Annotated in this window: 17 protein-coding genes and 2 tRNA genes; 10 read left to right on the plus strand and 9 right to left on the minus strand. The window is 30.0% G+C overall.

All coding sequences use genetic code 11. The features are described from left to right. The 4 genes from JI750_RS22065 to JI750_RS17670 all read left to right on the plus strand — a co-directional run. Nucleotides 1-264: hypothetical protein (locus JI750_RS22065; protein ID WP_236673089.1), on the plus strand; the 264-nt coding region annotated here is incomplete at its 5' end. Between the two features lie 138 nt (nt 265-402). Continuing rightward, nucleotides 403-966, plus strand: coding sequence for a Crp/Fnr family transcriptional regulator (locus tag JI750_RS17660; protein WP_202005253.1), 564 nt, complete (start codon nt 403-405; stop codon nt 964-966). Nucleotides 967-1,029: 63 nt separating this feature from the next. Next, nucleotides 1,030-1,803 carry an acyl-ACP--UDP-N-acetylglucosamine O-acyltransferase gene (lpxA, locus tag JI750_RS17665; RefSeq protein WP_202005256.1) on the plus strand — a complete coding sequence of 258 codons (774 nt, stop codon included), beginning with the start codon at nt 1,030-1,032 and terminating at the stop codon, nt 1,801-1,803. Between the two features lie 46 nt (nt 1,804-1,849). Beyond that, the gene (locus JI750_RS17670; protein WP_202005259.1) at nt 1,850-2,443 is read left to right on the plus strand and encodes a YdeI/OmpD-associated family protein; all 594 of its coding nucleotides are present in this window, start codon (nt 1,850-1,852) and stop codon (nt 2,441-2,443) included. 60 nt (nt 2,444-2,503) lie between these two features. Here the strand turns inward: JI750_RS17670 and JI750_RS17675 are convergent, their stop codons facing one another. Next, on the minus strand, nt 2,504-3,394 hold the full coding sequence (locus tag JI750_RS17675; RefSeq protein WP_202005262.1) for a DMT family transporter: 891 nt from the start codon (nt 3,392-3,394) through the stop codon (nt 2,504-2,506). Between the two features lie 344 nt (nt 3,395-3,738). Here JI750_RS17675 and JI750_RS17680 point away from each other — a divergent pair, with 344 nt between their 5' ends. Both JI750_RS17680 and JI750_RS17685 read left to right on the plus strand, forming a co-directional pair. Beyond that, on the plus strand, nt 3,739-4,833 hold the full coding sequence (locus JI750_RS17680; protein WP_202005265.1) for an acyltransferase family protein: 1,095 nt from the start codon (nt 3,739-3,741) through the stop codon (nt 4,831-4,833). 21 nt (nt 4,834-4,854) lie between these two features. After that, on the plus strand, nt 4,855-5,289 hold the full coding sequence (locus JI750_RS17685; RefSeq protein WP_202005267.1) for a hypothetical protein: 435 nt from the start codon (nt 4,855-4,857) through the stop codon (nt 5,287-5,289). Nucleotides 5,290-5,356: 67 nt separating this feature from the next. Here JI750_RS17685 and JI750_RS17690 read toward each other — a convergent pair whose 3' ends face one another. Beyond that, complete coding sequence (locus tag JI750_RS17690) at nt 5,357-5,920, minus strand: adenylate kinase family protein (protein ID WP_202005270.1); 564 nt, start codon at nt 5,918-5,920, stop codon at nt 5,357-5,359. 167 nt (nt 5,921-6,087) lie between these two features. After that, nucleotides 6,088-7,215 carry a DUF4932 domain-containing protein gene (locus JI750_RS17695; protein WP_202005273.1) on the minus strand — a complete coding sequence of 376 codons (1,128 nt, stop codon included), beginning with the start codon at nt 7,213-7,215 and terminating at the stop codon, nt 6,088-6,090. A 314-nt stretch (nt 7,216-7,529) separates the two neighbouring features. On the opposite strand from JI750_RS17695, the gene JI750_RS17700 reads away from it, so the two are divergent. The 3 genes from JI750_RS17700 to JI750_RS17710 all read left to right on the plus strand — a co-directional run bounded on the left by JI750_RS17700 (nt 7,530) and on the right by JI750_RS17710 (nt 10,087). Next, entirely contained in the window at nt 7,530-8,585 is a 1,056-nt protein-coding gene (locus JI750_RS17700) for a hypothetical protein (protein WP_202005276.1), read from the plus strand. A gap of 215 nt (nt 8,586-8,800) precedes the next feature. Next, entirely contained in the window at nt 8,801-9,163 is a 363-nt protein-coding gene (locus tag JI750_RS17705) for a MerR family transcriptional regulator (protein WP_202005279.1), read from the plus strand. A 216-nt stretch (nt 9,164-9,379) separates the two neighbouring features. Next, nucleotides 9,380-10,087 carry a DUF6090 family protein gene (locus tag JI750_RS17710; protein ID WP_202005282.1) on the plus strand — a complete coding sequence of 236 codons (708 nt, stop codon included), beginning with the start codon at nt 9,380-9,382 and terminating at the stop codon, nt 10,085-10,087. A 45-nt stretch (nt 10,088-10,132) separates the two neighbouring features. Here JI750_RS17710 and JI750_RS17715 read toward each other — a convergent pair whose 3' ends face one another. The 6 genes from JI750_RS17715 to JI750_RS17740 all read right to left on the minus strand — a co-directional run bounded on the left by JI750_RS17715 (nt 10,133) and on the right by JI750_RS17740 (nt 13,560). Further along, entirely contained in the window at nt 10,133-10,696 is a 564-nt protein-coding gene (locus JI750_RS17715) for a hypothetical protein (RefSeq protein ID WP_202005285.1), read from the minus strand. A 79-nt stretch (nt 10,697-10,775) separates the two neighbouring features. Then, complete coding sequence (locus JI750_RS17720; RefSeq protein WP_202005288.1) at nt 10,776-11,210, minus strand: NUDIX domain-containing protein; 435 nt, start codon at nt 11,208-11,210, stop codon at nt 10,776-10,778. Between the two features lie 128 nt (nt 11,211-11,338). Beyond that, nucleotides 11,339-11,656, minus strand: coding sequence for a DUF5713 family protein (locus JI750_RS17725; RefSeq protein ID WP_202005291.1), 318 nt, complete (start codon nt 11,654-11,656; stop codon nt 11,339-11,341). A 194-nt stretch (nt 11,657-11,850) separates the two neighbouring features. After that, nucleotides 11,851-11,925, minus strand: a tRNA-Val gene (locus tag JI750_RS17730). Between the two features lie 155 nt (nt 11,926-12,080). Continuing rightward, nucleotides 12,081-12,155: transfer RNA gene (locus JI750_RS17735), tRNA-Val, on the minus strand. Nucleotides 12,156-12,333: 178 nt separating this feature from the next. Beyond that, nucleotides 12,334-13,560: a bifunctional folylpolyglutamate synthase/dihydrofolate synthase gene (locus JI750_RS17740; RefSeq protein WP_202005294.1), complete on the minus strand. Its 1,227-nt coding sequence runs from the start codon at nt 13,558-13,560 to the stop codon at nt 12,334-12,336. A gap of 130 nt (nt 13,561-13,690) precedes the next feature. Here JI750_RS17740 and JI750_RS17745 point away from each other — a divergent pair, with 130 nt between their 5' ends. Beyond that, nucleotides 13,691-14,386 carry a MotA/TolQ/ExbB proton channel family protein gene (locus JI750_RS17745; RefSeq protein WP_202005296.1) on the plus strand — a complete coding sequence of 232 codons (696 nt, stop codon included), beginning with the start codon at nt 13,691-13,693 and terminating at the stop codon, nt 14,384-14,386.

Consider the following 14,386-nt stretch of genomic DNA (forward strand, 5'->3'; position numbering starts at 1 on the left):
TATGTCGTCGCCTTTCTTTTGAAAACCCTATCCAATTCGGATGGGGTTTTCTGTTTTTATATGATTTTGGAAAAAGCTGTCTCAGCCAGCCGCGTTAGTGATGGAAGCGGCATCCTTTTGCGGAGTATGCAGGGCTTCTCTTCCCCGCAGACATCCAACCGCAAAAGATACAGCGGACAGCACGGCCCAGAGGGAAACGCCAAAGAAATAAAACTATTTATTCTTGTAGTTGATTTTTGTCTTTTAATTTACATTAATTTTTAGTTTACAAGTAACTTCGTCAGTTTTTTATTAATAGTTCTTTAAAACTATTGTAATAAGCTAAAAATTGCAGTTTCTCGATCGAGTTTAGTTTTTGTATTAATTTCGTTTTAAATTTGATCTATCATGAAAATAAAATAAATGGAAGAGCTAATTCAGATTATAAATAGTTTTCAAGAATTAGATGTGGAAACAGAGGTTGCTATAAAAAGGAGTTTTATCAAAGAAACTTTTCGAAAAGATCAATTTATTATAGTTGAAGGAAAGATTTGTAACAAAATCTATTTTATAAAATCAGGAGCGGTTCGAAGGTTTTGCATCGAAGATGGGGCAGAAGTTACGAAGTGGATTTACACAGAGAATCAATTTGTAACTTCAATGAGCAGTTTTTTTGAGCAAAAACCATCTTACGAGAATTTTCAAACTTGCGAGGATACAATTGTATATTCTCTGTCTTATTCAGCTGAGCAGGTTTTATTAGAATATCCGTTATTTGTAAAGTTTCACATTAAGCAACTTCGATATTATCTTTCTAATATAAATGAATTTAATCACTTATTTCGATTAATGACTGCAGAGAAAAAGTACTTATTGCTTTTAGAATCATTTCCCCAAATTATTAAAAAGGCCAAATTAAAGCACATTGCATCATTAATTGGTGTAAGTCAAGAAACTTTAAGTAGAATTCGAGCATCAATTATTTGATATTACATCAATAAAAAGTATTTAAAGTTTTTCAATTTTTGTATCTAATTAAAATTATAGGAATTGAAAAATACTTTTATTCATAATAATGCTTTTCTTGGAGATAATGTTTATATAGGAAATGGTGTAACGATTGAACACGATGTTATTATTGGTAGTAATACCCAAATAGGAAACAATGTCACGATTCTAAGTGGGTCAAGGATTGGAGAAAATTGTCAGATTCATTCAAATGCAGTTTTGGGCGGTTTGCCACAGGATTTGAAATATAAGGGTGAATATACTCTCTTAGAAATTGGGGATAGCAATATAATTAGAGAATTTGTAACAATTAATAAAGGGACAGTTTCTAAAGGAAAAACTTGTATTGGCAATTCTAATCTCATTATGTCTAATGCTCATATTGGCCATGATTGTACAATTGGCAATAATTGTATTATAGGTTTTAGTGTTGGAATGGCTGGTGAAGTATGTGTTGAAGATTGGGTAAATATAAGCGGATTGACTGCAATACACCAATTTTCGATTATAGGTGAACATGCAATGATTAGCGGTTTGAGTCGAGTAGTTAAGGATGTTCCACCTTACATTGTTGCGGCTCATGAGCCTTTGAGGTTTTCAGGGGTAAATACTATTGGCTTAAAAAGAAGAGGGTTTGACTCTCGCAAAATTGATGAGCTTCGATCAATTTATAGGATTTTATTTCAAGAGAAGAGAAATACTAAATTTGCTTTAGAATTAATTGAAGAAACGTTTGAAGATACTGATGAAAAGATCAAGATTTTAAATTTTGTTCGTCAATCTAAAAGAGGAATTATTAAAGGTCTTGAATTTTAAATATATAAAAACACTAAATTTATATGTTTAATAAATAAACCCATCAATGACAAAATATAGTACAAATTCTAAGGTTGACTTTTATTTTGAAAAGGCAGAAAAGTGGAAGGACGAAATCGAACAAATGAGAGAAATTGTTTTAGACTGTCATTTGTCTGAAGAATTGAAATGGGGATCTCCTTGTTATACTTTCGAAAAGGCTAATATTGTTTTAATTCATTATTTTAAAGAATATTGTGCTTTTTTATTTTTCAAAGGTGCTTTAATGAAAGATCCCGATAATGTTTTGATTCAGCAGTCAGATAATGTTCAGGCGGCTCGTCAAGTGCGATTTACTAATGTTGAAGATGTTTTAGCTAAAAAGGAAATTCTGAAAAAGTATATTTTTGAAGCTGCTGAAATTGAGAAATCTGGGCAAAAAGTAGAACTGAAAAAAGTTTCTGAATTTGAAATTGCTGAAGAACTTCAGAATAAATTTGATTCTGATGTCGATTTTAAGAGAGCTTTTTACGCTTTAACTCCTGGAAGACAGCGAGCATATTTACTTCATTTTTCTCAACCTAAACAATCTAAAACCAGAGAAGCTAGAGTAGAGAAAAATATTTCGAGAATTTTGGACGGGAAAGGATTGAACGATTAAGGAAATATTGATAGAAAGAAAAACTCCTTTGAATAAAAGGAGTTTTTTGTTTTTATAGTTCTAAGAAATTTGCTGTTGAATGGTATTTTTCTTTCTAATAGAAATGATAGATTGAAATAAAACTGAAGTCATCACTAAACTTATTCCAATATAAAAAGAGAAATTGACCGATTGCCCTTCATTAAAAAATAAAAAGGCTAATATTATCGAATAAATTGGCTCTAAGTTGAATGTTAGATTTATAGTAAACGCAGGAATCTTTTTGAGTGATTCTGCAAACATTACATAAAGAGCAACCGTACAGCATGAAGCTAAAATCAATAAATAGAAAATGTCTTTTAAACTTGGAATGAAGATCTGCTCTGGAAAATTATAAAAATAAAATGGCAGAGCAAGTCCTAATACTAAAGTTCCGCCGAGCATCTGATAAAAATTAATGAGTTTGCTATCGTAAAATTGTACCAGTCTTTCATTGTAAATAGTATACAAGGCTGCAAATGCTGAAGAAATTACTCCAAGTAAAATTCCAAGTTGGTAAGAAGAATCAAAATGGAAAATTAGACTTATTCCTAATAAGGTGAGCATGCTTAGTAAAACTTGAGCTAGATTAAATTTCTTTTTATTGAGAATTGGTTCAAAAAAAGCAGTAAAAAAGCTAGTCAGGCAGTAACAAACCACACCAATTGATATGTTAGAATATTTAATGCTGGCATAAAAGAAAATCCAGTGTATAGTAATCAATACTCCAGCCTTAGAGATTTTTAGCGCTTCAGAAAATGACTTCAGCATTTTCAGGTTGTATATTTTTAGAATAAAAAATAGAATAATCGAGGCAAAGAATACTCTATACCAAACTAAAGTGATTTCGTTAAGAGAAATAAGTTTTCCGAAAACGCCAGTAAAACCAGCAAGTAAAACTGCGGAATGCAGTATCAAATAAGACTTTTTCATAAGAAGTTGTCTATCCTTTTTTGAAGGATATATTTTGAATATTAATAATGTAATTGAGGTAAAGACACAAGAAATCGGACTGAAGATTCAGTCAAGTGTCAATACTAAAGAAGAGTATTAATATTTATGGAGGAGGAAGACAACCTTTAAAACTCATGATAAATTTGATTTTTAGCAAAATTAGGAAAAAAGCATTCTGTGAAAAAACGTAAAAAGTTATTTAAATGTGAAACTTCAAACATTTTAACAGTTGAATCTAATAAATCTGATTTTGATTTGAATATTTATTTGTAGAACTTGCAACGTCACCAAATTACCTAATTTATTAAGTATACTACAATCTAATGAGTACAAGCCAATCAACTACAGCAGTTCTTGAAACAAAACAGCATTTTGAAATTTTAGACGGATTAAGAGGTATCGCAGCTTTTGCTGTTGTTGTGTTTCATTTTATGGAATGGATTTTTACCGATCCGAGTCAAAATTTTATTGGACACGGATTTCTAGCGGTTGATTTTTTCTTTTGTCTTTCGGGATTTGTAATCGGATATGCTTATGATGATCGTATTGCAAAAATGGGGCTTCGTAATTTTTTTATATCTAGAATTATAAGGCTACATCCGTTGGTTATTGCAGGATCAATATTAGGATTGCTAGCGTTTTTATTTGATCCTTTTGGAGGTCATTTGGAATTATACAGCACAGGAAAAATTATTTTGACATTTATCTGTTCTATATTTTTAATTCCGTTTCCGGTTATTGCTGATCGTGGTTTCAATTTATTTAGTTTTAATGCGCCAGCATGGTCATTGTTTTGGGAATATATTGCCAATATCGTTTATGCATTTTTCCTTTACCGAATTGCCAGAAGTTTTTTATTGCTACTAACTATAGTGGCTGCAATTGCGATCTGTTATGTCGGGTATAATTCTGGTAATTTGTTAGGAGGTTGGAGTGGTCCAACTTTTTGGGATGGATGTGCGAGAATTTCGTATTCTTTTTTAGCAGGATTGCTTATTTATAGATCCAACTGGATTATTAAAAACAAGCTTGGTTTTGGCGGATTAACTATTTTATTGCTACTGGCTTTTATTATGCCGTCATCTAAATACAATTGGATTTCAGAACCTTTGATTGTATTGCTATATTTTCCGTTGCTAATTTCTTTAGGAGCAGGTGCTGTCTTAAAACCTGGATTAAAAAAAGCATGCATCTTTTCTGGCCAAATATCTTATCCGCTTTATATGACGCATTATGCGGTTTTATGGATGTTTGGAAATTATTATACCAATTATAAACCAGATACAACGCAATTGACTTTGATTATAGTAACTTCTGTGATTCTGTTGGTTGGATTTGCATATTTAGTAATGGTGGTTTATGATATTCCATTTAGAAATTATTTGAATAATAAAAGAAAGCAAAAACTTGTAAGATAAAATTCTAAAAAATAATGAATTATGAGTTTGATAAAAAAGAATCTACTATCATTTGTTTTATTTTTTATATTATTTCAAAATATTGAGGCAAAAGATATAGAGATTACGAGTCATAATTGTAAAGAAAAAGAAGTTAATCAAAGAATTGAATTTAAGTCAAGATATAAATATTTCTTCTTTAGAAGAACTAATCATAAAAAGGTTAAACGGATTGATGAGATTATAGATGAAAATGGAAAAATATTAATAAAAGCTATAATGAAATCAACTGAAAGAGGTGATGAGTATCTGTTTCAAAAATTCCATAGATTATTAATTACCGATAAAGAGATACACGAGGTTACTTGCGTTGTAGGCAAAGAATCGGGAAAAGTGATAGTTTATAATTTTTGCGGTGAAAAGATAAAAGAGTTTAGTTTAAAGTCTGAAGAATTATTCGAAAAGTATAAGTTTTAATGCTTGAAAATGTAAAACTAAAAAACTATCCGAAAAATTAGGCAGTTTTTGGGTTTCATATGCTCTTTTATAAATTATCTTTAATTCGTTTTGTTATTTCTTCAATTGTTCCCATTCCGTCAAAAGTCAAAACTTTAATCTTTGTCTTCATATATTCTATTGCAGGTCTGGTAGAATTTTCAAAAACTTTAATTCTTTTAAGATGAATATTAGCATCTTTATCATCTTTTCTGTTAGAAGTTTCTGCTCTTTTCTTTGCTCTTTTTAGAAGTTCTTCTTTCGGAACATCAATATTAATTACTTTTCCAATTTCCAGATTTTTAGATTTTACAAGTTCCAGTAAATCATTTACCTGTGGTTCGGTTCTTGGATAGCCATCTAAAATTATTCCTTTTGAGGTTAAGTTTTCGTCCAATATTTTACTGAAAAGATCTTTCATAATAGAATCAGGAACCAAATCTCCTTTTTCTTCATATTGAGACATTATTTTTCCGATTTCTGTTTCATTTTGTTTTTCCAAACGGCATCTGTCTCCAGTCGAAATATGCTCAAATTTGAGTTCATCTTTTAAAATTTCACATTGTGTACCTTTTCCAGAATACGGAGGGCCTGTTATTATTAATATTTCCATTTTATTTATAATGTTTTTAATTCTATGTCAATCTTCAAGATTGTCAATGATTTCTTCTTTTTGGCAAGAGTAACGAATTTACGAGAAAAACTAAAGATTCTTTCAAGACCTAAAAAATAAAAAACTCCATTTTTATAAAATGGAGTTTTTTATTCAAAAATTTGCAATTACTGTAAACTACACCATTTGATTAGCTCAGGATATAACTGATCGATTTTCTTTTTCTTGTTTTTATTTCTAATATTTTTCAATTCTTCATTAAATTCTTTCATTTTAATAAAACCCCTGTCAATCATTACCGCATTTACCTCATTGTTGATTTCGGTAAGTAGCTTTGGGTCATTTTTGTATATTTCTTCAGCATATAATATAAAAGCACCGTAAGTCATATATTCATTAAAAACTTTAAAACCATCAGGATAATATTCAATTCCATACGCTTTTGTATTGACCCATTTTTCCCTGTCTTTCAATGCAATGTTTAATTCTTCCTTATGTTTTACACTCGGCTTTTCGACATAATTGTGATCAATTTCAGTAAACATGCTTCTTGTATTAAAAGCTTCACTATTTTTTTCTGATCGCCCTTCTACTTTTTGTATAGTAGGCAAAACCATTTCTATAAGATGAAAATTGTTGTTTTCGTAGCCTCCAGTATAATTAAGGCCATTTATTAATGCAGAAGTGTAGACAATATAACTATCGATTTTTGTGTCGAAGTTCTTTTCTAACCAATTCCATTGTTTGCGAAGATTTGAATATTTCTCATAATCAGAAATTATCTTGTCATAAAAAGCTTTTTCAGAATTATAGAATTCACTAAAATGAGATTTTTTGGCAAAATCTTCGATTTCTTTTTTATAAGTCGTAATCGGATTTACTTCAATTTTAACATTAGCTACTTTATTGGCAGGTAAAATGTAGGCATTGTTTGGGATAAGAACATCATTTTTTAAAAAATAGGTTTGAGCATTTCCAGTAAAGAAAATATACTCAAGCGGATTTTTCATTAAAAGAGAATTCATCGTTTTGATGATTTCTTCCTCTTTATAAGGCTTGAAGTGTTTGAGAACTCGTTGGTAATAATCACCTTTTTGTTCAAACATATCGTCGTTTTCTAAACCAAAATCAGTAATAGCCAACATGATTGTTAGAAGCTCTTTTACTTCGTTGATTTCAACAGTAGATTTCCCTTGATTTTCTTTTTTGAATTCTTCTGTGAAATTTACTTTTTCTTGAGCGAATGCTGTAATAGATAAAATTAAAAAGAAGGCAGATAAAAATTTTGTTTTCATAAAATGGTATTTGTTTTTTTGGGTTCAATTAATTCAAACTTTTGATGATATTAATCAAAAGAATAAAAAATTAGTGTTGTAAATGTCTTATAAAAACTAGTGTAATTCAATATGTTTTTTGTGTTTTTGATGTGGGATTTGTAAGTTTTTGATTTCTAGTAGTTTTGTTTGTTTCTTCGAAAAATGGATTCAGTAATTTTCAAAATAAAAGACAATTCATCTGCTGGAAATGACAATTCGGTCAATAAAAATTGAATGTTGTATTGAATAAAAATACTTTTACATCAAAATCAAAACAACCATAATCCATAACCATGAAGAAAATTTTAAAATTTATCAAAATCACGTTTATTAGTCTGTTGAGTATTATTTTGCTTTTTGTTACCTATTTGTATATCAGCAATAAGTTATTTTTAGAATCTAAGGATGATGATAATGTAAAGTATTTGACAGAAAATAATGTTCAGATAGGAGCTTCTGTCAATGAGAAGTTGTTTGATGCAGATTTTTATAAGTCACAAGTTTTTTTATTAGGAGAAATTCATGGTTATGCCGATAATCAAAAAATAGATCAAGAAATGCTTTTTTTCTTGAATAAAAAAGAGGGGATCAAATATTATATTGCCGAGATGGATAGTTTGACAGCTAAAAAGTTAAGTGTCTTTTTACTTGAAAAACAAAAGAATAAAGCGATTTTGAAAGAAGTTGTCGAATCTATTAAGAGAAGAATCCCGCAGCAAGCTAGCCAGGAATTATTTGATAAATGGAGCGCTGTTCATGATTACAATCAAAATTTGGCTGATTCTCTGAAAATTACGGTTATCGGAATTGATAAAAATTTTGATGATGAATCTAAAGGTTCTAGAGACGAAGCGATGGTAGTTAATTTTAAAAATTCAATTAAAAAGAGGCATCTTGAAAATGAAAAGTTTTACGGACTTTTCGGATATTTTCATACACTGCAAAAGATAACAGAATCGGGTAGAGCAACTTTTGCTGCAGGATTAAAAGATTCGGGAGTAAAAGTAACAAGCTTTGTAAGTTATACAATTGACAGCGAAATGTATCTTCCAAAAAATCCTCAGTTTCCAACTCCTAAAGATGAAAAAGTAGATTGGATAAACGCTGATGGCCCATTAATGTTAGTAAAAGGGATTAATGATTTAAAAGAATTGAGCAAACCAGAATCTATCACGCTTTTTAAGCTTAATTCGAAAAATTCACCTTATCTGAAATCACAAAATTTGATAACGGTAAAATCTAGAGCTTTTGGAGAAAATATTGTGCCTTTAAAAGATGCTTCTGCATCTGATTATTTTCAATATGTGTTTTTGCTAAGAAATTCTAAAGCGCTAACGAAGTTGAAATAAAAATTTTAGGTTGATTTCAAAAAGCTCCATTAGAAATAATGGGGCTTTTTTATGTAAATATTTTTAATTCGATATAACTCCCTGCTTTTGAAATTGATTATATTTCATTTCTTGTGTTTAAAAGTCTTATAAATAAAAACAATTATTATATTTGTAACAATAAAGTGTAGACTATACTCTATGATTTATTGTTTTGTAAAAAAAAATATATAGTTATGCTTGTAAACGAATTATCAAAAAAAACAGGATTGTCAATCCATACTATTAGATATTACGAAAATTTAGGAATGATCAAGGGATTGGCTGATGAAAATGTGACTTCTAATAATTATAAACATTACGATGCTAATACTATTGAGCGTTTAGAAATTATTATAGAAGCAAGAGAAGTGGGGTTTACTTTGGCAGAAATAAAGAAAATATTAATTAGCTGGTTCGAGACAACAGATTCGAAACCAGAAACATTGGAGCTTTTTCAAGCCAAAATAAAAGAGATTGATGATAAAATGAAATATTTTAAACAAACCAAAAGTCTTCTTGAAAAAGTATGTGAAAAAATACAAAGTAATAATGATTGATTTTAAAGTTTAAAAGCGTGTAGAGAACTCCTTAAGAAATTAAGGATTTTTTTATGGTTCTTATTTTGACTATTTAAGAAAAGTTTTATACGGAATTTAAGAAATTAACAAGAGATTTTGCAAATAGTCTTATATTCGCTTTTGAACTCATAGAATTGAATAATGCACTAAAATAAGCTACAAATACAACCAAAGTTAAAATTAGAAAACTAAATTATGCAAGAAGAAATAACCAAACATTCAAACAAAATTTACAAAGCTGTAAAAAAACCAGAACACACATTGGGAGAGAAAGTAAAAGAAATCATAATAGAAATATTTATAATCGTTTTTGCTGTAACGCTTTCAATATGGCTTCACGGTTGGAGCGAGCATAGACACCAGCAAGAAGAAGTGTCTGTGTTTCTTGCTAATTTGAAGAATGATTTAAAGAATGATATAGAAAGTATCGACAGAGAAATACACGCATATCAAGAGACAAACGTAGACTACGAAAAAATTTTGGCATTAACGCCTTCTCAACTTGACAGTATTTATAAATCTAATAGTAAAGTTAATTTTCCAATTCATTCGCATGGGCAAACATTGACGATAGGTAATTATGAAAGTTTTAAATCAAGTGGTAAACTTGGCTATATTGAAGACGAAAAATTGAAACAGAAAATCTTAAACTATTATCAAATATTTGTGCCAGCAGCTAATGAAGTTGATAAAATGTACACTGAGTTTTTGTTTAAGTGTTTTGATAAAGAAATAGAAAATGCCGATAAACCAGAAAAAGAATTATACTCAGATCCAAAATATAAAAAGACACTTTCATATCTTGTTAAACTAGGTAAAAATAACATAAGGGTTTATAAAGAAAATACAAAACCACTTGCAGTTGAGCTTATTAAAGAAATTGAAAAAGATTTGAATAAATAATAATATAAAAAAACTCCATTATTTCTAATGGAGTTTTTTTATGCTTTACTCTTCTATTTCTTCATCTTCATATTTCCAATATTCTGTTCCGTATTTTTCTCTTAACAAATGATATTTTTTAAGACCATTAGCTATAGCTTCGAAATCTTTTTGGTTGCAAAAACCTAATTTTATGTGGTCTTTTGGTCTCGTGTCTCCATGAGTTTCTTCTTTATGTAATTTGAAAAGTATTTTAGGGATCTCATTTTCAAATTTAAAAACTAATAAATTTTTGTGACCGTTATCAACGGTATCGGTTGGTGCCCAGCCTTCATAGATTGATTGAGTTAAAGTGAATTTCTCAAAAACAAACTCATCAGGATCGTTAATGTTGAAAATGCAATCGAATTCTTTATTTATCTTTAAATCTGCATAAGCATACAGTGTAAAAATAATAATTTCGTTTTCTTTTCTTTTCCAGTTTATGTATCTATGATAAAACTCATCTTTATTGCGATCTGCGAATCGTTTAATTGTTGCTTTCTTTGATAATTCAATCGCTTTATCAGACAGATACATGTCAGAAAATAAATATCGATGAATTTTTGAGCAATCTTCTTCGTTTCTCATGTATGTTTTTTAATTAATCCAAAAGTAGAATATTGACAGATATAAAAATACCTGTTGGCAAGAGGAAAGTCTAATGAAATTATTTTATTTGATTAGTAGCTTTTTCTTTCAATTTATCAAACGCAATTATATCTGCTTGTAAAACAAAAGGATTGTTTTTTGATCCAATATCTATCCATTCTAATTTTTCCAATCCCGGAATTTGAACATTTAAATCTTTAATGTTAAGTATTTTGACAGTATAATAAATATTAAGAATCTGTTTGTTGTCTTTGATACGAGATTCAATGAAATCTTCCTGTGTATAATGATGATCTAATATTTCAATCTTTAAGTTTAGTTCTTCATGAAATTCTCGATGAAGACATTCAATAGTGCCTTCTCCAAATTCAAGACCGCCTCCAGGTAATTTGCATATTTGTGTTCCTGCATATTTTTCATGCAATGCTAAAATTTTATTTTCATTTATGCAAAAGGCATAAACTCTAACATTAAATCCTATTAGCTCACTCATAATTTGAATTTTTAATGTTGATGAAAACATTGCTAGCGTGAGAGTTTCCTGTGTGAACTCAATTGTTTTTTTATTATGCGCAATTTTATGCACAAAACTATCTTTAAATATAGTTTAATCCCTGATTTTTACCATTCTCTAGGTGCGATTATTTCTTCTGTATCAGAATCAAATCCGTAAGATTTTGAAATAATATCAAAATCTTGTCCAATTGATTCTCTTGCAACAGTTTCAATTTCACTATTATTCTCGTAAAAATCATCTTGTAATTCGTTTATTTTTATTGTTGCAGAATGTGTTAATTTGTAGAATTCATCAAGATTTTTTGGTGATGTTTTCTCGATCTCAAAACATAGGTCGACAAGTATTATCTTTACTTTGTCAACGAGAAATTTTGGGTAGTACGAGTCTCCATACATATCTTTTAAAAAGATGTACTTTTTCATTTTTTCATTTTTTAAATCTTTCTGGGTTATGATATCTTGATTTTTCGATTGCTGACCATTGCAAGAAATTAGGATCAGAGAAATTATTACTATTATATAATTTTTCATTTTTATAAGTTTTTTGTCGTGTTTGTAAAAGTATTTTTTGAAAAAAGGCATAAAAAAAACTCCTTAATTTCTTAAGGAGTTTTTTGTGGGCGATGAGGGGTTCGAACCCCCGACCCCCTCGGTGTAAACGAGGTGCTCTGAACCAGCTGAGCTAATCGCCCTATTTTACTAGGTTGCTATCGTTTGTGATTGCGAGTGCAAATATACGTTTGTTTTTGAGTTCTGCAAAGAAATTTAAACTTTTGTGAATTTTTAAATATTCTTTTTGGTCTTCTTATTTAAAAGAAAACTCCTTAAATTTCTTAAGGAGTTTTTGTGGGCGATGAGGGGTTCGAACCCCCGACCCCCTCGGTGTAAACGAGGTGCTCTGAACCAGCTGAGCTAATCGCCCTATTTTACTAGGTTGCTATCGTTTGTGATTGCGAGTGCAAATATACGTCTGTTTTTGAGTTCTGCAAACAAAAAACAATAAAAAATAAAACTTTTTTAAAAATAACTTATATCTATTTGTTTATGAATTTGTTATTAAAATGAATTTTTTAAGTTTTTTTCTAAATCAAAAGTATATTTTAGTCCAAAGGCAATTCGGCAACAACAAAAGTGCTTCCGCCAACGTAAATAAAATCATTTGCTGAAGCATTTTTCTTTGCTTCCGCGAAAGCGATTTCAACAGAATCGTATTTTTCTCCAATTAAACTGAATTTTTCAGCCGCATTTTTTAAAGTTTCTGCAAGCAAAGCTCGTGACGAATTCGGATGGCAGAAATAATATGTTGCCTCTTTTGGGAAAAGTGGTAAAATCGATTCTAAATCCTTATCATTTACAACCCCTAGAACAATATGCAGTTTCTCAAATTTTTCGTTTTTAAGCTGATTCATAACAACTGATAATCCATGTTTGTTATGTGCCGTGTCGCAAACAATTTTTGGGTTTTCTCCCAATTGTTGCCATCTGCCTTGTAAACCAGTATTTTTTACCACATGCAATAAACCTTCTTTCAATTGTTCTACTGAAATTTTAAAATCGGTTTCATTATTCAAAATCGAAATCGTCTGCTGAACCGTTTTTTTATTGTGAAATTGATAATCTCCAATCAAATCAGACAAATAAATCTGATCAATCAAATCTGACGCAAAAGAAATAGGCGCATTATTTTGTTCGGCTTTAGCCAAAAAAACAGGTTTAGTTTCATTTGTATATTCGCCAATTACAACAGGAACATTCGGTTTAATAATTCCAGCTTTTTCGCCTGCAATTGCTTCTAGAGTATTTCCTAAAAACTGAGTATGATCTAAACCAATATTAGTAATGACCGAAACCAAAGGCGTAATAATATTCGTTGCGTCCAATCTTCCGCCAAGGCCCACTTCGATAATGGCAATATCTACTTTTTCTGCAGCAAAATAATCAAATGCCAAACCAACCGACATTTCAAAGAAACTCATATCATTGGCTTCAAAAAAAGATTTGTGTTTTGCGATAAATTCAATCACGAATTTTTCTGAGATTTCTTTACCGTTTATTTTAATTCTTTCCCTAAAATCTTTCAAGTGCGGAGAAGTATATAATCCCACTTTATAGCCTGCTTCTTGTAAAACAGACGAAAGCATGTGCGAAGTAGAACCTTTTCCGTTTGTTCCCGCTACATGAATACATTTTAGCTCGTTTTGCGGATTATCAAGATGAGCTGCCAACAATTTGATATTCGTTAAATCTTCTTTATACGCAGAAGCACCTTGCAATTGGTACATTGGAAGCTGATTAAACATCCAATTGGTAGTCTCTTGATAGTTCATTTGTTTAGATAAAATGGTTGTTCATTGAAATAAATTTCGATTTTTGTAGTTTAATATTACAGCGAAAATTATCTTTATTGCAAATTTCAAATATTTTTTAGAATTAATTATTAAAAACCAGAATTAATATATGTTTACTTTTATTCAGTTACAAACAGATACAATCGCAAATGCTTCAAATGTAGTGGTCGAAAAGATCGCGGCACCGCAAAATGAAATTTCAATGTTTGGTTTCATTATGAAAGGGGGAGTGTTCTTAATTCCAATCGCGTTGTTGCTGTTTTATACAATCTACCTAATTTTTGAACGTTACATGTACATTAGTCGAGCGTCTAAAATTGACAGTAGATTAATGCAAGATATTGGTGAAAAATTACATTCTGGAAACATTGAATTAGCAAGAACGATAGTAGAAAGAAATAATACTGCAGCTGGAAATATTTTAAAAGAAGGTGTTTTGGTAATTGGACGACCAATTTCGGAAATAGAAGCTAACATGGACCGCGCTGCCGATATCGAAATTGGCGAAATGGAAAGACATTTAGGTCATCTTGGGCTTATTGCTGGTATTGCGCCAACGCTAGGTTTCATCGGAACGATTTCTGGAGTTATTAAAATTTTCTACAGTATTTCGGTTACTGAAAATATTAGTATCGGAAACATTTCTGGAGGTTTATACGAAAAAATGATCAGTTCTGGTTCTGGATTAATCGTGGGTATTATTGCTTATAGCGCTTACCACTTATTGAACGGAAAGATTGATAATTTTGCTTTAAAAATTCAGAAACAGATTTTAGAATTTGTCAATATAATTCAAAGAGCATAA

It is taken from the genome of Flavobacterium tagetis, assembly GCF_016735615.1.
Classification (GTDB): Bacteria; Bacteroidota; Bacteroidia; order Flavobacteriales; family Flavobacteriaceae; genus Flavobacterium; species Flavobacterium tagetis.

Excerpts from the sequence above, each read along its gene's own strand:
- JI750_RS17660 (WP_202005253.1), top strand. The coding sequence starts at position 403 with ATGGAAGAGCTAATTCAGATTATAAATAGTTTTCAAGAATTAGATGTG.
- JI750_RS17670 (WP_202005259.1), top strand. The coding sequence starts at position 1,850 with ATGACAAAATATAGTACAAATTCTAAGGTTGACTTTTATTTTGAAAAG.
- JI750_RS17675 (WP_202005262.1), bottom strand. The coding sequence starts at position 3,394 with ATGAAAAAGTCTTATTTGATACTGCATTCCGCAGTTTTACTTGCTGGT.
- JI750_RS17680 (WP_202005265.1), top strand. The coding sequence starts at position 3,739 with ATGAGTACAAGCCAATCAACTACAGCAGTTCTTGAAACAAAACAGCAT.
- JI750_RS17685 (WP_202005267.1), top strand. The coding sequence starts at position 4,855 with ATGAGTTTGATAAAAAAGAATCTACTATCATTTGTTTTATTTTTTATA.
- JI750_RS17690 (WP_202005270.1), bottom strand. The coding sequence starts at position 5,920 with ATGGAAATATTAATAATAACAGGCCCTCCGTATTCTGGAAAAGGTACA.
- JI750_RS17695 (WP_202005273.1), bottom strand. The coding sequence starts at position 7,215 with ATGAAAACAAAATTTTTATCTGCCTTCTTTTTAATTTTATCTATTACA.
- JI750_RS17700 (WP_202005276.1), top strand. The coding sequence starts at position 7,530 with ATGAAGAAAATTTTAAAATTTATCAAAATCACGTTTATTAGTCTGTTG.
- JI750_RS17705 (WP_202005279.1), top strand. The coding sequence starts at position 8,801 with ATGCTTGTAAACGAATTATCAAAAAAAACAGGATTGTCAATCCATACT.
- JI750_RS17710 (WP_202005282.1), top strand. The coding sequence starts at position 9,380 with ATGCAAGAAGAAATAACCAAACATTCAAACAAAATTTACAAAGCTGTA.
- JI750_RS17715 (WP_202005285.1), bottom strand. The coding sequence starts at position 10,696 with ATGAGAAACGAAGAAGATTGCTCAAAAATTCATCGATATTTATTTTCT.
- JI750_RS17720 (WP_202005288.1), bottom strand. The coding sequence starts at position 11,210 with ATGAGTGAGCTAATAGGATTTAATGTTAGAGTTTATGCCTTTTGCATA.
- JI750_RS17725 (WP_202005291.1), bottom strand. The coding sequence starts at position 11,656 with ATGAAAAAGTACATCTTTTTAAAAGATATGTATGGAGACTCGTACTAC.
- JI750_RS17740 (WP_202005294.1), bottom strand. The coding sequence starts at position 13,560 with ATGAACTATCAAGAGACTACCAATTGGATGTTTAATCAGCTTCCAATG.
- JI750_RS17745 (WP_202005296.1), top strand. The coding sequence starts at position 13,691 with ATGTTTACTTTTATTCAGTTACAAACAGATACAATCGCAAATGCTTCA.